At 35.3% G+C, this 22,374-nt stretch carries 19 protein-coding genes; 12 read left to right on the forward strand and 7 right to left on the reverse strand.

Translation table 11 applies throughout. From position 1 onward, the window contains the following. Nucleotides 1–40: 40 nt before the first annotated feature. Complete coding sequence (gene thrC / locus A3EM_RS0131620; protein ID WP_020532273.1) at nucleotides 41–1,330, reverse strand: threonine synthase; 1,290 nt, start codon at nucleotides 1,328–1,330, stop codon at nucleotides 41–43. Nucleotides 1,331–1,957: 627 nt separating this feature from the next. Between thrC and A3EM_RS0131630 the strand changes: the two genes are divergently transcribed. The 7 genes from A3EM_RS0131630 to A3EM_RS0131660 all read left to right on the forward strand — a co-directional run bounded on the left by A3EM_RS0131630 (nucleotide 1,958) and on the right by A3EM_RS0131660 (nucleotide 10,107). Then, nucleotides 1,958–3,352, forward strand: coding sequence for an undecaprenyl-phosphate glucose phosphotransferase (locus tag A3EM_RS0131630; protein WP_020532275.1), 1,395 nt, complete (start codon nucleotides 1,958–1,960; stop codon nucleotides 3,350–3,352). A 236-nt stretch (nucleotides 3,353–3,588) separates the two neighbouring features. After that, nucleotides 3,589–4,704, forward strand: coding sequence for a GDP-mannose 4,6-dehydratase (gene gmd, locus A3EM_RS0131635; RefSeq protein WP_020532276.1), 1,116 nt, complete (start codon nucleotides 3,589–3,591; stop codon nucleotides 4,702–4,704). Beyond that, nucleotides 4,704–5,648, forward strand: a complete 945-nt coding sequence (fcl, locus tag A3EM_RS0131640; protein WP_020532277.1) for a GDP-L-fucose synthase — start codon at nucleotides 4,704–4,706, stop codon at nucleotides 5,646–5,648. The genes gmd and fcl overlap by 1 nt, the downstream gene beginning before the upstream one ends. Before the next feature lie 237 nt (nucleotides 5,649–5,885). Beyond that, complete coding sequence (locus tag A3EM_RS44205; protein WP_020532278.1) at nucleotides 5,886–6,656, forward strand: WecB/TagA/CpsF family glycosyltransferase; 771 nt, start codon at nucleotides 5,886–5,888, stop codon at nucleotides 6,654–6,656. Between the two features lie 67 nt (nucleotides 6,657–6,723). Next, nucleotides 6,724–7,899 (forward strand): glycosyltransferase family 61 protein, encoded by a 1,176-nt coding sequence (locus A3EM_RS46465; protein WP_020532279.1) that lies wholly within the window; start codon nucleotides 6,724–6,726, stop codon nucleotides 7,897–7,899. 171 nt (nucleotides 7,900–8,070) lie between these two features. Continuing rightward, on the forward strand, nucleotides 8,071–9,189 hold the full coding sequence (locus A3EM_RS0131655; protein ID WP_020532280.1) for a glycosyltransferase family 4 protein: 1,119 nt from the start codon (nucleotides 8,071–8,073) through the stop codon (nucleotides 9,187–9,189). Nucleotides 9,190–9,558: 369 nt separating this feature from the next. Next, the gene (locus A3EM_RS0131660) at nucleotides 9,559–10,107 is read left to right on the forward strand and encodes a hypothetical protein (protein WP_157638188.1); all 549 of its coding nucleotides are present in this window, start codon (nucleotides 9,559–9,561) and stop codon (nucleotides 10,105–10,107) included. A 10-nt stretch (nucleotides 10,108–10,117) separates the two neighbouring features. On the opposite strand, the gene A3EM_RS0131665 is transcribed toward A3EM_RS0131660, so the two are convergent. Together A3EM_RS0131665 and dnaG are read right to left on the reverse strand one after the other, a co-directional pair. Beyond that, complete coding sequence (locus A3EM_RS0131665; RefSeq protein WP_083925337.1) at nucleotides 10,118–11,140, reverse strand: potassium channel family protein; 1,023 nt, start codon at nucleotides 11,138–11,140, stop codon at nucleotides 10,118–10,120. Between the two features lie 69 nt (nucleotides 11,141–11,209). Then, a complete protein-coding gene (gene dnaG / locus A3EM_RS0131670; protein ID WP_020532283.1) occupies nucleotides 11,210–13,132 on the reverse strand; it encodes a DNA primase in 1,923 nt (640 codons plus the stop codon). Between the two features lie 249 nt (nucleotides 13,133–13,381). On the opposite strand from dnaG, the gene A3EM_RS0131675 reads away from it, so the two are divergent. Together A3EM_RS0131675 and A3EM_RS0131680 are read left to right on the forward strand one after the other, a co-directional pair. Next, nucleotides 13,382–14,473 carry an Mrp/NBP35 family ATP-binding protein gene (locus A3EM_RS0131675; RefSeq protein ID WP_020532284.1) on the forward strand — a complete coding sequence of 364 codons (1,092 nt, stop codon included), beginning with the start codon at nucleotides 13,382–13,384 and terminating at the stop codon, nucleotides 14,471–14,473. A gap of 102 nt (nucleotides 14,474–14,575) precedes the next feature. After that, complete coding sequence (locus A3EM_RS0131680; protein WP_020532285.1) at nucleotides 14,576–14,848, forward strand: NifU family protein; 273 nt, start codon at nucleotides 14,576–14,578, stop codon at nucleotides 14,846–14,848. Between the two features lie 78 nt (nucleotides 14,849–14,926). Here the strand turns inward: A3EM_RS0131680 and A3EM_RS0131685 are convergent, their stop codons facing one another. Continuing rightward, on the reverse strand, nucleotides 14,927–15,619 hold the full coding sequence (locus A3EM_RS0131685; protein WP_020532286.1) for a head GIN domain-containing protein: 693 nt from the start codon (nucleotides 15,617–15,619) through the stop codon (nucleotides 14,927–14,929). Between the two features lie 558 nt (nucleotides 15,620–16,177). Here A3EM_RS0131685 and prfB point away from each other — a divergent pair. The 3 genes from prfB (at nucleotide 16,178) to A3EM_RS0131705 (ending at nucleotide 19,848) form a co-directional block, all read left to right on the forward strand. Continuing rightward, a protein-coding gene (gene prfB / locus A3EM_RS0131695) for a peptide chain release factor 2 (protein ID WP_157638189.1) occupies nucleotides 16,178–17,255 on the forward strand; the annotation gives its coding sequence in 2 pieces (ribosomal slippage) (nucleotides 16,178–16,237 and nucleotides 16,239–17,255; 1,077 coding nt in all). Between the two features lie 497 nt (nucleotides 17,256–17,752). Next, entirely contained in the window at nucleotides 17,753–19,312 is a 1,560-nt protein-coding gene (gene amaB, locus A3EM_RS0131700; protein ID WP_020532289.1) for an L-piperidine-6-carboxylate dehydrogenase, read from the forward strand. 122 nt (nucleotides 19,313–19,434) lie between these two features. Then, nucleotides 19,435–19,848, forward strand: coding sequence for a response regulator (locus A3EM_RS0131705; RefSeq protein ID WP_020532290.1), 414 nt, complete (start codon nucleotides 19,435–19,437; stop codon nucleotides 19,846–19,848). A 126-nt stretch (nucleotides 19,849–19,974) separates the two neighbouring features. Here the strand turns inward: A3EM_RS0131705 and A3EM_RS0131710 are convergent, their stop codons facing one another. The 3 genes from A3EM_RS0131710 to A3EM_RS0131720 form a co-directional block, all read right to left on the reverse strand. Beyond that, the gene (locus tag A3EM_RS0131710; RefSeq protein ID WP_020532291.1) at nucleotides 19,975–20,568 is read right to left on the reverse strand and encodes an LOG family protein; all 594 of its coding nucleotides are present in this window, start codon (nucleotides 20,566–20,568) and stop codon (nucleotides 19,975–19,977) included. Nucleotides 20,569–20,663: 95 nt separating this feature from the next. After that, nucleotides 20,664–20,927, reverse strand: coding sequence for a hypothetical protein (locus A3EM_RS0131715; RefSeq protein WP_020532292.1), 264 nt, complete (start codon nucleotides 20,925–20,927; stop codon nucleotides 20,664–20,666). 51 nt (nucleotides 20,928–20,978) lie between these two features. Further along, the gene (locus A3EM_RS0131720; protein ID WP_020532293.1) at nucleotides 20,979–22,220 is read right to left on the reverse strand and encodes a hypothetical protein; all 1,242 of its coding nucleotides are present in this window, start codon (nucleotides 22,218–22,220) and stop codon (nucleotides 20,979–20,981) included. Nucleotides 22,221–22,374 lie beyond the last annotated feature (154 nt).

Genomic DNA, 22,374 nt, shown 5'->3' on the forward strand with positions numbered 1-22,374 from the left:
ACACTTTACTTCCATCATCAAGGCATTTGTATCAGCATCCTTAACCAATCAAAAAGGATTTAAACTCATTAAAATCTATTCCAAGGTTATGTGCTTTTTTCTCCTTATTCAAAAATACTTTTAACCTTTCGGGAATCTCCGAATCAATTTTCAATGTATCATCCACTACATCCTTAAACTTTGCCGGATGTGCGGTTTCGAAAAATATGCCTGTTTCATTTTCCTTAAGCAACTCCTTCAAGGCTCCATAGCCAACTGCCCCATGAGGATCAGCCACATAATGGTATTGCTCATAAATTTCTTTCATGTAGGATCTGATCCCTTCGTCATTCAACCGATATCCCTGAATCTCAGCAGACATTTTTTCGTGGGAATTTTCGAATAAATCCAGCATACGGGCAAAATTACTTGGATTCCCCACGTCCATGGCATTGGCGATAGTTTTAATGGACGGCCTTGGATTAAATTCTCCATCATTCAAATACTCCGGAACCACATCATTCACATTTGTGGCTGCAATAAACCTTTTTATTGGTAAGCCCATTTTCTTGGCAATCAAACCAGCAGTTAAGTTTCCAAAATTCCCACTGGGCACAGCCATTACTACTTCTCCGGGATTTTGTCCTAACTGTCCATACCCGGAAAAATAATAAAAAGACTGAGGTAAAAACCGGGCAAGGTTTATCGAATTAGCCGAGGTCAGTGTGAGCTTTTCATTAAGTTCTTTATCCAGAAATGCCGTTTTCACAAGTTTTTGGCAATCATCAAAAGTCCCGTCTATTTCTATTGCGGTAATATTCCCGCCATAAGTAGTAAGTTGCTGTTCCTGTATATGGCTTACTTTTCCCTTTGGGAACAAAATGAAAACATTAATTCCTTCTACATTATAAAATCCACTTGCCACCGCACTTCCTGTATCTCCTGAAGTAGCAGTAAGCACATTAATTTCATTATCTTCTCCTCTGGTTAAATGCGCCATCAAACGGGCAATAAATCGCCCACCGACATCCTTAAAAGCACAAGTTGGCCCATGAAATAATTCAAGTGTTTTAATATTTTCGCTTAAAGAAACTAATGGAATTTCAAAGCTTAGGGCATCCTCATTAATTTCTTTTAATGTTTTAAGGTCAATTTCATCCTCAAATAATAATTTGGTGACCTCAAAACCTATTTCAGGAAGTGATAATTCTGGCAATTTCCTAAAAAATTCAGTAGACAAACCTGATATATAATCGGGCATATAAAGACCATTATCAGGAGCTAATCCTTTTAGCACTGCCTCTTTAAGGCCAACTTCCGGAGATTTTAAATTTGTACTATAATATCGCATCTTAATCGTTTTCTGCTACAAGCCACAAAGTTGGAAATAAAAAATTGATTTTTAAATTTTTAAAAAATTAAGTAACTTAACTAGGCTAAATATTACCTATTTGTTACCTGGAAAAGTGTCAATCAAATAAAATTAAATACCTAATAGGAATTTTACATTTTAGCAAGAATTTTGCGATATATTAGCAATATAAAACTTTGTATTTTTTTAAGTATAAAAACCAGGTTATAGAACCACCTTCTTCAAACCAGCCCAACCACCTTTCAGTACTTTATTACAAAAAAAACAATATACTCAAAACAAAAAACTATATTTTATATCAATTATACAGTTTTTTAGAATTATCAAATTCTTTATACTCCAGTACCACTAACATGTGATTTTTCTTTTCAGCAGTTATGGAATATTCATTTTTCAATAATAGTATTTTTTGATGGCTATTAACTTTTGTTAAGTTTATATTAACCTATATTGATTTTTAAAAATTGAATTTGACCGTAATTGTATCTAATTTTACAATCTAATCTTACATATGCAATACTAAATTGCAATCAAGCGGCAAAAGTTAGATCTTCAATAAATTTTATTTTAACTATTTTAATTAACTAAATTCCTAAATTATTGACCATGGAAAGAAAATTCCAATCAGTAAATCTGCCTTTTTTCATTATTGGCATTATCGATTTAGTGCTACTGAACTTCTCTTTCAGGTTGGCTTACTTTAAGCAAATCAGTCATTATCTGGTAATTAGTGATTATTACTTCACATTACTTGTAGTATTTAATCTTTCATGGTTAGTATCCGCCCTATTGAATAAGGTCGATACCATAGAAAAATTTGCAGACCCAAAGCAGGTGGTTTTTAGTCTTGTAAAAACCATATTTGTTCATGCCTTCCTGATTCTTGCCTACATTGTTAGTTTTCAGGTATGGGACTATTCAAGGTTATTTTTATCCTTCACTTATTTGTTTCTTACTATATTCACTTTGTCCTTTAGATTTCTATTTGTTTACATCATTAAGAAATATGGAAACCTGGGCCTGAAATCAAATAAGGTAGTAATAGTAGGTGCTGAGGAATCAGGAAAAGCGCTGTACAACTACTTTAATACTTATAAGTACTTTGGCTACAAATTCATGGGTTTTTTCGACAATAACCCAGATACTGAAGGATTAGATAAATCGCTAATTAAAGGAGATCTGAATAAACTAAAAGACTTTTGTATTGAGGAACAAATTGATGAAATATATTTTACACTTCCACTTACAGATAAAATATTAATTAACGATTTGTTAAAATTTGCTGATGAGCAATGCATTTATTTTAAAATGGCTCCTGAAATGAGCCTGATGGGCCATAAGGAGCTTAATTTTAAATTTTACGGAAATATTCCTGTTATGACCCTAAGAAAGGATCCTTTAGGATATACTTTTAATAAAATTGTTAAAAGGGCATTTGATATTGCATTCTCATTTTTCGTAATCAGTTGTATCTTCCCATTCATTCTTCCTATTATTGCGATTGCCATAAAGCTGGAATCAAGGGGACCAATATTTTTCAAACAACTCAGGCCGGGCAAAAAGAACAGACTTTTCGTGTGTTATAAATTCCGGACTATGAAAGTAAATACTTCCGGACATGTTCAGGCAACCAAAAATGATTCAAGAATTACTAAGACCGGAGGTTTTTTAAGGAAAACGAGTTTGGATGAACTTCCCCAATTTTTTAATGTATTACTGGGAGATATGTCTGTAGTAGGACCGAGACCAAATATGGTAAATCAATTGAAAACTTATTCGAAGTTAATTGATAAATACACTGTAAGGCATTTTGTAACCCCTGGAATTACAGGATATGCTCAGGTTAATGGATACAGGGGAGAAACCAAGGAGATTGAGGCGATGGAAAAAAGAGTAGAGTATGATGTGAAGTATATTGAAAACTGGAGCCTTTTCCTTGATATTAAAATCATTTTCCTTACCGTATTTAATATTATAAAAGGGGAAGAGAACGCCTACTAATTTCCCAAATCGGGACTTATTTTTTATTTTATTCCAAATTTGATTCGTAAATTTAGATAGGAAATTTTTCAAGACTTAAAATGAAGGGACTGTATTATTTATTTTCAAAATATTACATGGTTGGTTCCTGCCTTATTTTAAGTAAACATTGTTTTTGAATGTTAATAGCCTGCATTTATGTATGGTTTTTATTAAATATTTATAGAAATATAACATAACACTTAATATCCAATTTGATGAAGAAAAAAGCACTTATTACAGGGATAACTGGCCAGGACGGAGCATATTTAACTGAGTTCCTTTTGAATAAAGGTTATGAGGTACATGGTATTAAAAGAAGAAGTTCTTTGTTTAATACTGAAAGGATTGACCACTTGTATCAAGATCCACATGAAACTGGGGTCAGAGTTCATTTGCACTATGGTGACCTTTCTGATTCTACCAATATTATCAGAATCATTCAGGAAGTGCAACCAGACGAAATTTACAATCTTGGTGCAATGTCCCATGTAAGAGTTAGTTTTGACAGCCCGGAATATACTGCTAATGTAGACGGCCTAGGAACGCTAAGAATACTGGAAGCTGTTAGGATTTTGGGCCTTTCAGAAAAAACTAAAATTTATCAGGCTTCTACTTCAGAGCTTTATGGTTTGGTTCAGGAAGTTCCTCAGTCAGAGAAGACTCCATTTTATCCAAGATCACCATATGCAGTGGCAAAAATGTATGGGTATTGGATTACTGTAAACTATAGAGAAGCTTATGATATGTTTGCAGTAAATGGTATTTTATTTAACCACGAATCACCCCTAAGAGGCGAAACTTTCGTAACCAGAAAAATTACCAGAGGTGTAGCCAGAATCGCATTAGGATTACAAGAAAAAATATTCTTAGGAAATCTGGATGCAAGAAGGGATTGGGGACATGCCAAAGACTACGTAGAAGCTATGTGGAGAATTCTTCAGCAGGATGAACCGGAAGATTTTGTTATTGCTACAGGAACTACCACTTCAATTAGAGATTTTGTAAAAATGGCCTTTGCCGAAGTGGGAATTGAGTTAGAGTTTTCAGGTGAAGGTGTAGATGAAGTAGCCAAAGTGGTGAAATGTACCAACCCGGATTATAAAGTGGAAGTTGGCAAAGAGGTTATTTCAATTGACCCAAGATATTTCCGACCTACAGAAGTAGAATTATTGATTGGTGATCCTGCCAAAATGAAAGAAAAATTAAATTGGGAACCAAAATACGATTTAGCTGCGCTTGTAAAGGATATGATTTGGTCTGATGTTGAATTATTTAACAGAGACAAATACCTGAAAAAAGGAGGACACAAAATCTTGAATTATCACGAATAATGGATAAAAACGCAAAAATTTATATAGCCGGCCATAGAGGAATGGTCGGTTCTGCTTTACTTAGAAAATTACAAAAAGAAGGTTACAATAACCTTGTTTACCGAAAATCTGCAGAACTTGACTTGAGAAACCAGCAAGCCGTTGCAGACTTCTTTCAAGCTGAAAAACCAGACTATGTAATACTTGCTGCAGCAAAAGTTGGAGGCATTAATGCCAACAATATTTACAGGGCAGAATTCCTTTACGATAACCTGATGATTCAAAACAATATCATTCATCAGAGTTATTTGAATGGTGTTAAGAAATTACTTTTCCTTGGTTCTTCATGCATTTATCCGAAAATGGCACCTCAGCCACTAAAGGAAGAATATCTGTTGACCGGTACATTGGAACCTACTAATGAGCCTTATGCTATTGCCAAAATTTCTGGCATAAAAATGTGTGAAGCTTATAGGAGCCAATATGGTTGTAATTTTATTTCGGCTATGCCAACAAATTTGTATGGGCCGAACGATAATTACGATTTAGCCAATTCGCACGTGCTTCCTGCATTACTTCGAAAATTCCATACAGCCAAAATTAATAATGCTGATTCAGTGGAAATTTGGGGATCAGGTTCACCAAAAAGGGAATTTCTTCATGTAGATGATCTTGCTGATGCATGTTTTTATTTACTCTTGAACTACAATGAAAGCGAATTGGTAAATGTTGGAACCGGAGAAGATATTTCCATTAAAGACCTTGCTCTTTTAATAAAGGATACTGTAGGTTTTGATGGTGAATTAACTTTTGATTCTTCTAAACCAGATGGAACCCCAAGAAAACTTATGGATGTAAGCAAACTCCATGGAGTAGGATGGAAACATAAAATATCACTTGAAGATGGTGTAAAAAGTGTTTATGAAGGTGTAAACTGGGAGGAAATTTTATATTCTCCTGCTTAAAAAGCCTATCAAAACGGGGATCTTATTATGTCTAATATTGAGATCCCCTTTTTATTTATCTAATAGGATAAGCAATTAACTCTTGAGAAGCTAAGGTGAAAGCTATTTTTACATTCAATAATCAGCATTTTTTTGATTCATTTTATACAATTACCCTTATTCTATTTTTAGAAAGAATTCTATTTTTAAGTCAACTAAATTAAACTTCAATATTCCTTCTAAGGCAATCCCTTACCAATGGAAAAAAAATTAGTCTTCAACTCATTAATATCAACAGGTAGTTTCTCAGAATTTGTAAATAGAATATTTGAGCTTTCTGCCAACAAATTTTCCTCCTATGTTTGTTTCGCCAACGCACATATGGTGGTGGAATCGTATAAGGATCCTGATTTTAATACGGTTTTAAACAATGCAGATTTGGTAGCTCCAGATGGAGGCCCAATCTCTAAAATGATTAAGGTTTTCCATAAGAAAAATCAGCAAAGAGTTTGTGGAATGGACCTTGTCCCTGCCCTGTTGGAAGAGGCTGAAAAAAGAGGTAAGTCAGTTTATTTTTTTGGTACAACCGATGAAGTATTGGATACGATCAGGAAAAAGGCGGAAACTCATGTCCCCAACCTTAAAATAGCCGGAACATACTCCCCACCTTTTAGAAACTTAAGTCAGGAAGAAAAGGAAGATATTATTAAAATGATAAATGATTCCGAGCCAGATTTGCTATTTGTGGCTTTGGGATGCCCTAAGCAAGAAAAATGGATGGCTGAACATATGGGAAAAGTTAATGCTTGTATGTTGGGAGTCGGCCAGGCCTTTCTTACTTATGCAGGATTGGAACAAAGACTTCCAAAATGGGCAAGAAATCTATCGATTGAATGGATGTATCGGTTTTATCTGGAGCCAAAAAGGCTTTGGAAAAGGTATCTGGTCACCAATTCCTTTTTTATTTTACTTTTCTTAAAATATAAATTCTTACCGAAAAGCCAGAAAAAAATCAACCAACTCAGCTGAAAGAAAAGGGCATATTTCAATATAATAGTCTCAAATAACCTAATAACTATCTTAAGGAATTTAACAGATGAAACAGCTAAAAAAGAAAATTACCAATCGACTAAAATTGATGGCTGAGCGAGCCATTCCCCACAATATTCAATACCAACCAAATGGGGTTCATCCTGATGCTGTTTCAGATACCGATGTGCAATACACCCAGGTTTATTCAAATTATCATAATCCCCTGAAAATCACGGATGATTTATTCGATTTATTATCCGATTATGATAAACCTGATTACAAATCGGTAGACATTGATTATTATGTTGCAGAAATTCCTAATGGCCGGGTGTTTTTTGGAAATGTCGCTACTGTTGCCATTATTTCCCAATCCAATAAACTAGTGGGTGATATGTCCTTTAGTTATAAAAATGGAGATGTGGTAGAGGCTGAAGAAAACAATATTTTTCAGCAAAAGTATTTTAATGATCCTGAAGAATTTGACGGGACTGTTTTTTCTCTGCTTACAGGTGGGGGTGGTGGTAAAAATTATGCCCACTGGCTAATCGATTCCTTATCCAGAATACATTTATTGCAAAAAAGTGGAAAGTTTGATGAAGTGGATTATTTCCTTGTCCCAAGTATAAGATATGACTTCCAGGAAGATGCATTAAAAGAATTGGGTATTACAAAAGACAAAATCATTGAAGCTGATAAAATTTCTCCTCACATAAAGGCAAAAAAATTAATTGCCTCAACCGCTCCAAGACATAAATATGTCATTATTCCGGAATGGGTAGGTGAATTTTATAAAGAGAACTTTCTAAAACCAGGAAATCTGACAGACTTTGATGCACCTAATGTTTACATAAGCAGAGCAGATTCTGGAATACGAAATGTATTGAACGAGCCGGAATTGGTAGAAATGCTTAAAGAGTATGGGTTTAAATCATTCGAACTAAGCAAGCTTAATTTTAAAGAAAAAATAAGCCTTTTTGCCAAGGCGAAAACAGTTCTTTCAGTTCATGGTGCAGGTTTGACAAACGTGATGTTTTGCGAAAAAGGAACAAAGTTTATCGAGCTTTATCCCGATGTATTTGTATTAACTACTTATGTGGATTTGGCTACAAAAGCAGACCTGGATTACACCTATATGATCTGTAAATCCAGTGCGTTTGCTGATAATGGAAATGATGCACAGAAAGTTCACGTCACGGTTGATCTACCGGAATTGAAAAAAATTCTTGATACTAAGCTATAAGCTGCCATTTACCTTAATTTTTGTGCTTAAATCACGGAATTTTGGCATCTTTGCATGCAATCCAAAACCAGCAAAGGGTTAGCTACTAAATAAGTTTTGCATAATAAGGAAGTGTATATCTATCTTCCTGGCTCAAACTGAGATTACAGAGAAGTTTGTCTTTTAATTGAAATGAAAAAGGTCGCAATTATCCAAAAGTCATTACCTCATTATAGAATTGATTTTTTAAATAAATTGAGGGAAGAATTAAAGAAAAATGAGGTTGAACTTAAATTGATTTATGGAAAGCCAAAAAACGATATAAAAAAAGATGAGGTAGATCTGGATTGGGCAATTTTAATCTCCAACAAAACCTTTGAATTTCAAAATAAGGAATTAATATGGCAGCCGTGTCTACCGCATATTGAAGACCAGGATTTGGTGATAGTGGAACAGGCAAATAAGCTGGTTCTAAATTATTTGCTTATTTCCAAAAGATTGTTTAGCAAACAAAAGTTTGCCTATTGGGGCCATGGAAGGAACATGCAAGCCAATCAGGACGGTTTTAGAAATAAATTTAAAAACATTTTCATCAATCGGTGTGACTGGTGGTTTGCCTATACTAAAGGGGTAAAAAAATACCTATCTGAGATGGGGTTTCCTTCTCAAAAAATTACTGCCGTTCAGAATGCCATCAATACCCAGTCTTTAATAAAAGATTTTGAAAGTATTGAAAATGAGGAAATAAATGAACTCAAAGAAAAATTAGAAATTACCTCTGAAAATGTGGGTATTTACTGTGGAGGAATTTATGAAGAAAAGAGAATTCCATTTCTAATTGAGGCTATTGATCAAATAAAAGAACGGATTCCCGACTTTGTGATGCTGGTTATTGGTGCCGGGACAGATGCTCACCTCATTGAAAAAGCCGCTCAGGAAAGATCCTGGTTGAAATACCTGGGGCCAAAATTTGGTAGGGAAAAAGTGCTTTACTTTAAATTGTCAAAATTATTCCTAATGCCGGGCTTAGTGGGACTTGCTGTGATTGATTCTTTTGCCTTACAAACCCCTATGGCAACAACAGATTATCCTTATCACAGTCCTGAAATTGAATACCTTGAAAATGGAGTTAATGGAGTGGTAAGTGGTAATTCTGTGGGTGAATACGTGGAGGCTGTTGTTGAAATTTTAACCGATGACACCAAATATGAGAAGCTCGTAAATGGTTGTTTGGAGTCAAAGTCTGTGTATACCTCCGATAAAATGGCCAGCAATTTTGCTGATGGTATCATACAATGCCTTGCAGAATAAAATTCATCAAAAACTTTTTTTTGAATTCTTATATCTTCAATCCAAAATAAAGTTTGTTTAAATTTTCCTTTTCTCTATCTGTATTTTTGGGTCAACGCAAAAAGTTACAATCAGGAAATTTCAAATTGAAGGAAACTCTCTAACCCAGAGAGCCTATTCTTTAGCATTGCAGCCAAATATGTAAAGCACTAAAAGGCTTTTAAAACTATTTCTTCCTTATTTTGTTCCAATTAGATTAAATGAATACAAAATATTCATTTAATAAGAATTTGAATTAAGGGGTTGTATTTACAAAAGAATCCTGCTAACTTAAATAAAATATTGAAAGTTGGGAATTTCTCCATTACTTCAAATGAATTCTTGAAACCCATGAAAAGCAAGTTTAAGTACAATTTATTCTTAATATTCACCCTGTTAATACTTGGTACATCTGGTATTGTGTATGGACAGGGTCATCAGAATGGAAAGAATTTTGAAGTTGATCTTGGCTTGGGTTTTCCTGACCTGCTTCATCTTGGCATGAAATATCAATTTACAAATCTCAGCAAAATCGGGATGAGTTATGGTAGTCTGATCGCCACCAGTAAAACCCGAAATACTTACGCTGTTACCCTGGAGCATGAATATCATTTTGGTAAGCTCACTGAAAAATCCACTTTGCCGCCTTATTATTTTACCCAAAAAATTACTTATTTAAGGGATTTTAATAAAGAAGCATCCTCCACAGTCTTTTACCTCACTCCCTCTATTGGAAAAGTATTTTTTAGTGAAGGTCCATTTGGAATAAACCTGGATGCAGGACTGAATTTTAAACTTCACCAAAACAAAACCATCAATTCGCCAAGTAAGGATAATGTTTCCAATAATTACCCTGCGGTATTTCCCGCTATAAGATTTCAGTTTTTCTTTATGCTTTAGTGCATTACATTTACCTGTAGCAGTAATCTTTGAATTTTGTCAGGTCATTTTCTCCACCCAACACAATCGCAACATCTCCAGCCTTAAAAACTGTATCAGGATTCGGATTAAAAATAAATCCCTCCGTTTTATCCTTATACCCGATGATATTTACGCCCGTTAAATCCCGCAGATTCATTTGCCGAATACTTTTCCCCTTCAAATCTTCCTTCATGTCTTCAAACCTCAATTTATCCAGCTGTAGTTTTGTTCCCCCAACACCATTGAGTAAATCCAGAAATTCAATTACCTCGGGCCGGGTAACTAGTGTGGCCATATGATGTCCACCAATGGCATCTGGCATTACCACATGATCTGCTCCCGCCCTTTGTAATTTTCGGATGGAGCTTTCCTCTGAAGCTCGGGAGATTATTTTAATTCCCGGATTGAGCTCCTTTGCGGTAAGCGTAACAAACACATTATCAGCATCTTTTGGTAATGTGGTAATAATAGTATCTGCTTTTAATATACCTGCAGCTATCAATACTTCATCATGGGTAGCATCTCCCTGAACCAGGTAAACATTTTTTTCATCTGCATAGGTATCATCTATCAAGTCGTAATCAAACTCGATTAGTGCAAAAGGGACTCTGCTTCGGAACAGCTCTTCACAGGCTTTTATACCATTTTTCCCATACCCACAAACTATGGTGTGGTTTTTCATTTTATCACCTACCCTGGTTACCATATAAGTCTGAAAAATTTCTCTTAGTTCTCCTTCAAATACATATTTCGTGATTACCGAAATAAAGTAGGCGAATATACTTAAATTGAAAATAATGTAAAATGAAATAAAGATTCTTCCATTGTCACTCAATGCTCCCACTTCATTCATCCCTACTGTGGAGATAATAATGACACTAAGGTAAAAGGCATCCCAAAAGAAAAGCCCTTCAAAAACCATTAGCCCGGTTATCCCCACAAACAAGCTGAAAATAAGAAGAATAAAAGCAAAGAAAAGTCTCTTCAACCTTTGCCTTATCTGACCATTCATTAGTTTATGTTTTTAGCCTTCCGACTTTTTTCACTTAGAATTTAATTTTCCAGAAAAACATTCCCCTGCTTAAGAATAGGTTATTCCTAATTCTTTAGCCAATTCGTTTTCCTGTTGCTTTAGTTCAAAATAGATTTTTTGATTTTCAATAACTTCATCCTCAGTCGTAGAATTTTTTAACAACTCCATACTTTCTGCACATAGCTTCTTAATTGTTCTGTATTTAAGCCTTAAAATATTGCTGTACACTACCTTGTGCAATTTCGCATCCTTTTCTGGGACTATTATTTTAAATTTCTTTTCCCAGGTTTCACTTATAGTGCCTTTCTCTGAAATCAAATTCACCACTTCACTTTTTATATCAGCATCGGGATGATGGATAAAAAACCTGGCATCTACGAAGTTACCTTTGCCTGTTTCAAGTTTATAAACCTCAAGTATTTTGCGATATACCGGAGTAGAAAAAGAAATCTGATCAATTTCAGAAATCATAAAATCGCTAAGCCTGTTTTCATCTTCATCCTTTTCTTTGCCATATTCCAACAGAATTCTTATACACTCCCTTTCCTGAAATGCCATTACAGGATCAACACTTTCTTTCTTTTTTTCTTCAGGAATTAAAGCCTCAACTGAAGGAGGCATACTTTTTCCGCCACCATCATGTCTTTGCTGGTTGTATTTTTTCTTTTGTGCTCTTAATAAAATGGAATTTCCCTCTTCTATTAAAACCTCCTCATCAATTTCAAGCAAATTACTGCATTCCTTAAAGAAAACAGATTGCTTTATGCTATCCGGTATTTTGATGATGGTCTCTACAATATCCCTGATTACCTCAGCCCTCTTTAATGGATCATTTTTAGCCTCATCCAGTCCCAGGGCTGTTTTAAATAGTATAAAATCTTTCTGATTTTTCTCCAGAAACGCCTTAAATGCCTCCCCTCCTATTTTCTTCACATAGCTATCAGGGTCTTCACCATCGGGAAAAGTAACTATTTTTACATCAAGCCCTTTTTCCAAAATCAGGTTTACACCACGCATGGAGGCATTTATGCCAGCAGTATCCCCATCATACAAAATGGTGATATTTTTTGTAAACCGGCCAATTAGCGCGATTTGTTCTTCTGTAAGGGAAGTTCCGGAGGAAGCCACCACATTTTCTATACCCTCCTGATGCAGGGAAATTACATCGGTATACCCTTCTACCAGATAACAATTTTCCTTCTCACGAACAGATTTTTTGGCCTGAAACATCCCATACAAAATCTGACTTTTGTGATATACCTCAGATTCCGGGGAATTAATATACTTGGGTTTTTCATCTTTCTTAAGTGTCCGGGCACCAAATCCTATTGCCCTTCCACTCACATTGTGAATAGGGAAAATCACTCTTCCTCTAAACCTGTCATAGGATTTTCCCTCTTCCTTCTTTATAACCAGCCCTGCTTTTTCAAGAATCTCCGATTTAAACCCGTTTTTTAAAGCATTTTCTTCAAAAGCATTCCATTTATTAAGTGCAAAACCCAGCTCAAATTTTTCTATTATTTCCCAGTCAAAGCCTCTTTCTTTAAAATAACTGGCTCCGACAGCCTTCCCTTCTCCTACTTTTAGATTATCCTGATAGAAATTTTTGGCATGGTTAAGTGCAATTAATAGGCTTTCTTTAAAGCTCTGGGTTTCCTGCTGAGCCGGGGTTAATTCTTCCTCCTCTATTTCAATCCCGTATTTTTTGGCCAGATATTTTAAGGCTTCAATATAACCAATACCTTCCATTTCCATCACAAACGAAATGGCATCTCCCCCTTTGCCAGTACTAAAACATTTATAAATTCCTTTGGAAGGTGAAACAGTAAAGGAGGGCGTTTTTTCATCCACAAAAGGAGAAAGTGCCCACCAGTTTTGTCCTTTTTTCTTTAATGATACAAACTCCTCTACCACCTCAACGATATCGGTGGCATCATGAATTTGTCTTATGGTGTCATCACTAATTCTCATTCGCCAAAATTGCCTGAAAGGAGATTTAAAAATTAATTAATGGTGAGGAATTTTAACTTCTCATTAATCCTCAAAATTCCATAATAAATAAACATTTTAAAAAAAATCAAACAATGAATTTATAATTGGATTTATAAGTTAATACCAATGGTATGAGAACCTGAAACTTATAAATACATACTGCATCGCGGTGGGTATTTAATAGCGAATAATTTATATCTTTGTATCTCCGTGATTTAACTAAAAATAATGAGTATTACAAGCAAGGAAGTATTAAAAGCCTTATCCACTGTAGAGGAACCAGATTTGAAAAAAGATTTGGTTACACTTAATATGGTAAGAGATGTGGCAATTGAGGGAAAAGTAGTAAAGTTTACGGTAGTGCTTACCACACCAGCATGTCCACTTAAAGAATTAATCAAACAAAGGTGTATAGATGCTATTCACAATGAACTTTCTGAGGATTTACTGGTAATGGTAAATCTTACTTCGGATGTGACTTCATTGAGAGATAACACGCCCATTTTACCTAATGTCAAAAACATCATAGCTGTAGCTTCCGGAAAAGGAGGAGTAGGAAAATCAACTGTTACTTCGAATTTAGCTATTGCCCTTTCAAAAACCGGAGCTAAAGTAGGGATTATTGATGCAGATATTTTTGGTCCGTCAATTCCGGTAATGTTTGATACGGAAAGTGCCAAACCAGGCCTGGTACAGCAAAATGGGAAAAACATGATCATTCCTATTGAGCAATATGGAGTAAAATTGCTTTCTATTGGCTATCTGACTCCATCTAAAGAGGCTGTAGTTTGGAGAGGCCCAATGGCAAGTTCTGCTTTAAGGCAATTTTTATCCGATGCGGACTGGGGCGATTTAGATTATTTATTAATAGATCTTCCTCCGGGAACCAGTGATATTCATCTCACTCTTGTACAAACCGTTCCGGTTACCGGGGCTGTGATTGTTACAACTCCACAGAAAGTAGCCTTAGAGGATGCGCAAAAAGGGGTTTCAATGTTCAGAAATGCTCAAATAAACGTGCCGGTATTAGGAATAATTGAAAACATGTCTTACTTTACCCCTGCAGAACTTCCCGAAAATAAATATTATATTTTTGGTAAAGATGGTGGGAAAGTTTTGGCTGATAGATATGAAGTGCCATTTTTAGGGGAAATTCCATTGGTACAAAGCATTCGGGAAAGTGGCGATAAGGGAAGTCCAATTGCTATGCAGGATGATGTGGCTTCTGCCGCATTCAACAAAATAGCCCAGGAAATGGCCAGAACTATTGCTTTAAGGAATGCAGGATTGGAACCTACCAAAGTAGTGGAGGTTCAATAGTGATATTAAACCAAAGATTCATTAGAATTGTTATCTAATTAAACATATTTGCCTTATATCCCTCTTATTATTGAAAGGATTTGAGCATGCATAAAAAAGTATATGGAAAACGTATTGGGTAGTTTAAGGGAGAAAGTTGATGAAGCCTTAAAAAATATCAGACCTTATTTGGAAACTGATGGTGGAGACTTGAAAGTTCTGGAAATTACAGATGATAATATTGTGAAAATAGAATTGTTGGGGGCTTGTGGCAGTTGTCCCATGTCAACAATGACCTTAAAAGCCGGTGTAGAGCAGACAATTTTAAATGCCGTTCCGGAGATTAAAGGTGTGGAGGCAATAAACCTTACTGAACCAGATCTCAATAATTCATAAAATTTTTTGTAAAGAAAAAAGCTTGCAGATTAATTTCTGCAAGCTTTTTTTATCTCTATCTACATTTTTTTGCTTCAATTAGTTGGCTTTTGAAAGGTGGCCAGACCCTGCTACATTTACACTTTTCAAATCAGGATTTCCTTTATATTTTACATCACCTGACCCGGCAATACTTGCAGAAAGACTACCTGAAACACTAATTTTAGCCTCTCCTGATCCGGCAATGGCAATTTTGCTATCCACACTTTCCAAATCAAAAGCATCAATATCCCCCGAACCTGAGATATTAAACTCCTGCCTTTTTGTACTTCCCGACAATTCCATATCACTTGAACCGGAAAGGTGAGCCTCTAATTCCATAGTTTTCACATCCATTTTTATATTCCCTGAACCACTACTGCTAATGACCAAACTGTTGGAGGTAACTTTGGTTTTTCCTATGATATCAATAGCTCCCGAAATAGCCAGTTTCTCCATCTTCTCGAAATTAAGATACAGAGAAACTTCCGACTTACCATAATTCCACCTTTTGTCCTTTGGGTAAATTTTTAATGTATTCCCGATTACCTCGGTGATAATTAGTTTGGGATCAGCAGACTTGGTTTCAATGGTTATTTCCTCTTTACTGCCCTGGCTCATGTAAACTTTGAAAGCTCCACTAATTTCTACTTCATCGAAACTTTCAAGATTTCTGGTTTCTTTAGTTTGGGCATTGGCAAAAAATGAAATAGAAACCAATAAAAAAATGACGGTTAGAATATTATTTTTCATTATTTGTAAAGTTTATATTTTTCCTGTTCTCCTATAGACATTAATTCTAATTCAGGGTTGCATCAATTTGGGAAAATGGTTGGATCATACCAAAATTTTTATTGGAGACACCCAGATCTTTTGGCTAAAAAATGCCACAAAAGCATCTTCCCGGTTCAGGAACTCTAGTTCCCGATAAAATTTTCCAAGGTCCGGCATTTCGGTGCTGCTACTCCTGGAATATCAGCCCGGTAAAAAATTTTATAGCATCCAGAAAAAAACAAATTGACATTTTCCGTATCAAAAAACAAAACTTAAACATGCGCTGAAGTTGTTTGCATTTTTGTATTAATTTTGGGGAAATTTTTTAAAAGTTTGTTTAAATTTTAAGTTTCCCGGAATATCGGACCTAAGCGCTTGTTTAAAATTTAATTTTTCAAGCGAAAGTGTTCAATTTTAAATTCTCACAAAGCAGGAAAATATTTTGGAGTGAGGCTTTATTATCGGACAGATGCTTTGTGGACGTTTGCAGCGAAATATAAATTAAAACAAATCAAAACAACTAAATTATCTTTCAACATGAATACATCCCTGTTAAAGGAATTGAAGACAAGAGTCTCTGCCTTGAGGGGGTATCTTTGACTACGATCAAAAGAATGCCGAACTGCAGAGAGAAGAAGCTTTAACCGCCCAACCTGGTTTTTGGGACGACCCTAAAAAAGCTGAGCAGACCCTTAAGGAAATAAAATTAAAGAAAAACTGGATTACCAGTTTTGATAATGTCAGTACGCTTTATGATGATCTTGAAACTTTATTCGAGTTCTATGAACTAGGAGAAGTGGATGAAGCGGAAGTAGAAGAAGCAGAAAAAAAGCTAATTAAAGCCATTGAAGCTCTTGAATTAAAAAAGATGCTGAGCAATGAGGAAGATCCACTGAATGCCATAATGGAAATTAACCCGGGTGCAGGAGGAACAGAAAGCCAGGACTGGTCGGAAATTCTGATGAGAATGTACATTATGTGGGGGGAAGCCAATGGATACAAAGTAAAGCAGGTAAACTACCAACCCGGTGAGGTAGCAGGAATAAAATCTGCTACATTAGAGTTTGATGGAGAATTTGCTTACGGCTATTTAAAATCCGAAATTGGAGTCCATAGATTGGTAAGGATTTCCCCGTTCGATTCGGGAGGAAGAAGACATACCTCTTTTGCCTCTGTATTTGTTTATCCGGAAGTTGATGATTCAATTGAGATTGATATCAATCCGGCCCACATTACCTGGGATACTTTCAGAGCCAGTGGTGCTGGGGGGCAAAATGTGAACAAGGTTGAAACTGCGGTAAGATTAAAACACGCACCAACTGGAATTGTAATTGAGTGTCAGGAATCCCGTTCTCAGCTACAGAATAAGGAAAAAGCGATGAAAATGCTCCAGTCACAGCTTTATCAGATGGAAATTGATAAAAGAAATGCTGAGCGTGATAAAGTGGAAAGCAACAAAAAACGAATTGATTTCGGATCGCAAATCAGGAATTACGTTTTACACCCCTACAAATTAATTAAAGATGTAAGGACCGGAGTGGAATCTTCAAATGTTCAGGAAGTGCTGGATGGCAATATAAATGAATTTATAAAGGCATTTTTAATGAGCAGCTAAAAAAATTGAATAAAACAGCCTTCTATATAATTTTAGGGCTGTTTTATTCTTTAAATACTCCATTTTTATTTTTTATTAATTGGATTTTTTTACCATATTAGGATTATTAATTAATTTAGTAATGTTCAAGGACATTGAACTCAAAACAGGATAATTTCATAGTTTAATTGGTGGTAGTTTTTGCAATATGTTTTTTTAAACATCATTTTTTAAGGGCAATAAATTACCAATTTTTTACCATTGAATCTGTGAATTTATTTTTTGGTGCTACCTACAAACCGTTACCAGTGCCCTCCCGTTTTTGAAATTTCTTTTGTCCCAAAGGATGAAAAAATCAATGAAGTTATTTTAACTTTTTGTAAGCGAAAATTGACAATTTAAGGTTCTCAGAAAGCAGAAAAAGAGGTTCTAAAAATGGCAATTTCAGCCTAAAAAAATAAGTTTGAATCACTTCAATAACATAATTTCCAATACAACACATTTATTACACTTAACTTATGATTGTTAATTCAGATAATCAATCAATTAGCCATGTTTTACCTGAATTGGGTATCAGGGAAACAAATCCATCTTTTATTACCGGGCAGGAATCTGGCGAAAGCCCCGGAGGACAACTACTGGATGTTTTTTCACCAATTGATGGGCAAAAGATTGCCTCTGTCAAAATGATTGAAGAAACCGAGTATAACCAGGTGGTTGAAAAAGCGCAAAAAGCATTTGACTTCTGGAGAAAAAAACCAGCTCCTTATAGAGGAGAAATTGTCAGGCAAATTGGTGTAGCGCTCCGAAAATATAAAGATTCCTTAGGCAAACTGGTCACCTATGAAATGGGGAAAATTTACCAGGAAGGCCTTGGGGAAGTACAGGAAATGATCGATATCTGTGATTTTGCAGTGGGACTGTCCAGGCAACTGTACGGATTATCCATGCATTCGGAAAGACCAAACCACAGAATGTATGAGCAATATCACCCTTTGGGAATTGTAGGTGTAATTTCGGCTTTCAATTTTCCTGTGGCGGTTTGGTCCTGGAATGCCATGATAGCAGCCGTTTGTGGTGATGTGGTCATTTGGAAGCCATCTGAAAAAACACCACTCACCGCTATTGCCTGTCAAAATATTATAAAAGATGTATTGAAGGAAAATGATTTGCCAGAAGGGATATTCAATTTAGTGATTGGTGATGCTAAAATTGGAGCGGCCATTTCTTCAGATAAGAGAATTCCGTTGGTTTCTGCTACAGGCTCTACCCGAATGGGGAAAAAAGTAGGTGAAACTGTGGCTGCCAGAATGGGTAAATCGTTACTGGAACTTGGGGGAAACAATGCCATAATTGTCACTGAAAATGCCAATATTGAAATGGCTATAAGAGCCGCTGTTTTTGGTGCAGTGGGAACGGCAGGGCAAAGATGTACTTCTACCCGAAGGTTAATTGTACATGAAAATGTATTCGATCAGGTAAAGAAAAGACTGTTGGATATCTATCCGTCTCTTTCCATTGGCAATCCATTGGAGGAAGGAACTTTAGTAGGACCTTTAATTGATAAAGATGCGGTAAATAGTTTTACAGCAGGCATAAAAAAAGCCAAAGAAGAAGGAGGAGAAGTTTTAATTGGAGGGGAAATTTTAGAAGGACCTGGTTACGAATCGGGTACATATGTAAAGCCAAGTATTGTGATTGCCGAAAGTAACTTTGAAATAGTGCAGGAGGAAACATTCGCCCCAATATTATATTTAATTAAATATAAAGGAGGGATAGCAAATGCAGTTGAAATACAGAATAATGTACGGCAAGGTTTATCTTCTTCCATATTTTCTGATAATATCCAGGAAACTGAATATTTTCTTTCCCATCTTGGATCAGATTGTGGGATTGCCAACGTTAACATTGGTACTTCCGGAGCAGAAATAGGCGGAGCCTTTGGTGGAGAAAAGGAAACTGGAGGTGGACGAGAGTCTGGATCTGATGCCTGGAAAGTCTACATGAGAAGACAGACCAATACCATCAATTTTGGAACGGAACTCCCGCTTGCTCAGGGAATTAAATTTGAGATTTAAGTATATTTAAAAATAAAAACATTAATTTTTCGATAAACTTATAATTGAGGAATTAAAATGTATATTTGAATTCTGTTAACAAATTATATTAATTTTTAGCAACTAACTTTTTTACGTAAGATATGTCAGATAAAAAATACCATTCAGTGATGTTGATTGATGATAATGAGATAGATAACCTTATCAATCAAAAGATGATAGAAGCATCGAATATCTGCAAAAATATTTATGTACATTCTGGAGCAAGAAGCGCCATTGAATTTCTGAAGAACATTGAAAAAATTTCTCACCTTGACCCAATGCAAATTCTTCCTGATGTTATATTTTTAGATATTGACATGCCATTGATGGACGGATTTCAGTTTTTGGATTTATTCGACAAACTTAATGAGGAAACCAAGGGAAAATGCAAAATTGTAATGCTTACTTCCTCAATCAACCCTCAGGATATTAATAAGTCGAAAAATTATATCTACGTAAAGAAATATATTAATAAACCACTTACTCAGCAAAACCTGGTAAGCCTGGATATTTAAAAAAATCTCAGAGATTCCGGATCAATGGTCCTGATTTTTTTTAGGATATAAAAAGCCACCACAAATTTCCATCAAAAAGTTTGTGGTGGCTGTGTATTTTATAGATATTAATTTTTATTTCGAGAATTAGCTCTTTTCTCCATCAAACCATTTACCCATCTTATTGGGAATATAGTGATCAAACTGCTCCAGCAATCCTTCAGGAGTTTTATCCACTAAAATCAAAGACCTGTTCACCTTATTTAAAAAGCCATCTTCCACCATTTTATCAAAAAATTGAATTAAAAGATCAAAATACCCGTCAGTATTAATTAGTCCAATTGGGCAATTGTGTAAGTCTAACTGGGACCAGGTAAGGATTTCGCAAAGTTCATCCATTGTACCAAAGCCTCCGGGCAAAGCTATAAATGCATCAGACTTTTCAGCCATTATTTGCTTCCGTTCATGCATGCTATCCACAGTTATGATTTCAGTAAGACCTTTATGTGCTACTTCCTTTTCCACCAGAAAATTGGGAATAACACCAGTAACTTTGCCTCCATTTTCCAAAACTGAATCGGCAATAACACCCATCAAACCAACATTTCCTGCCCCATAGACCAGGGTATGATTTTTCTTTGCCAATAATTTTCCCAAATCCCAGGCTATTTGTTCAAACACGACCTTATTTCCTGTTCTGGAGCCACAAAACACACAAATATTTTGAACCTTATTTTCCATTTATCAATAATTTTTTTCTTTCAACTTTAAGCTAAAATGCTGAATATTTATCCTGCAATTTAAGTTTATAAACCAAAAGATAAACAGAAATCAATTTAATTTTGGGAAGAATACAAATATTGTAAAATATTGTCCATAATTGAAGGCAACTTGTAAATCCGAAACAGGCCATTGTATTCAAAAGACCATCCATTCTGTTCACAAAGCTCCGCCATAATTGCAGAAATCTCTGATTGAAATGCGATATAACCCAAGCCTCTCAGATAAAGCTTTACTTCCAAAGTAGTAGTTTCACCATTTTCCAGCATTAAATCTTCTGCTGTAATTCTTATAATATCCAATGTGAGTTTTTTTGCCATAGTAACTGAAGTTTTAGAAAGTTTGATTTTATTTATACTTTGAATGAGTTATTAGTGCCTTACTTCTACCAAATATTTAATTGTACATTGAGATTCATTGTAAACGATATATTCATTATTGATTAAATCAGCACCTCCTTTTGCAAAAAGAGAATCGTAATTTTGACCCTTTTCCTTTAGTTTTTTTTCGTTAAAATTATAATGCTCAGGCTGGTGTTTTTTTACTTTAAACTGGTTTCCGGTGTGTACCTCATAAAGGGCAAGAAAACTTCTTTCCGAGTTTCCCGCAGTCCAATAAGATCCTCTTAAAGAAGTGTAGTTCAATGACTTTTTAAAACGATCGGCAAAATAAAGCCCATAGCCAAACATTTTCCCGGTTATCACTACATTGGATGGCCGCAATACAAGGCCATTTTCCAGAATCGACATCCAGTTTTCGTTTCTGCTTCCGTGCCAAAAAAGCTTAGTTTGTTTATTTTTTCTTTCCCTTAATGACTCGTTAAACTTTTGCTGTGTCCTTATGTTTTTCACCTCATAGGCAGCAAAGAATTTCGACTTCTCCCCTTCCATTAATTTCTGAATTTGCTTTTCCACTTTTCTATCCTCTACCTTCGAAACCATTAACCCCATGGCTTCCAATAGATTTATTTTTTCATTTTTTTCTGTTGCTTCCTTTTTCTGACTGTTAATTTGGACTTGCCCCCGCATTACATCAAGCGTTTGCTGCTCTTCCAATAACATCTCGTTGATTTCGGCAACTTCTTCAGTAGAATTTACTTTTTCCACCAGATGATCTTTCACATTACCCATTTTTCTGGGAATAACCTGATACAGTTCTAAAAGCCTGGCATTAAAATGTTCCGTATTCATATTAGGCTCCACCTTTTTCAACAAATCATCGATAATTAGCTGAGCTTCCTCCAACTGAGTTTCAGTCACCTGATCAGGATTTACATTGTAATTATACTGAATGGATTTAGTGGCAAATTGCATTAAACTACTGATAAGACTCCTGACTTGTTCATCAGAAATATCTTCAAAATCGACTTTTTTAGAAGTTGTCGCAAACAAATGAGTCTGGTCTTTATATCCCTTTCTGATTTTTTCCCTGTATTTGGTATCCCAAAGATTGACCGGATAAATCTGACTGGAAGAACGGCTACCAATCCGGCCATAATTGGTAGTGAAAGTCCCGTCTTCGTTTTCAATCATTTCATAAAACTTATTGTTGTTATTGGGGGTAACCATTATTAGTTTGCTGGTTCGAAGGAGTTTGTTTGCTTGTGCCTGCATGTTAAATTAAATTTTTATCATCTGGTTAATCTTATTTAATTCAAATTTTATTCTGCAGAACGTAAAGGATTTACGAATTGAATATTTTTTAAAAAAAATGAGGCTTAGTTATAGCAAGGAAAAAATGGGCAAAAAAAAAGCTGACCAAAACGGT

Source organism: Flexithrix dorotheae DSM 6795 (assembly GCF_000379765.1).
GTDB classification, from domain to species: Bacteria; Bacteroidota; Bacteroidia; order Cytophagales; family Flammeovirgaceae; genus Flexithrix; species Flexithrix dorotheae.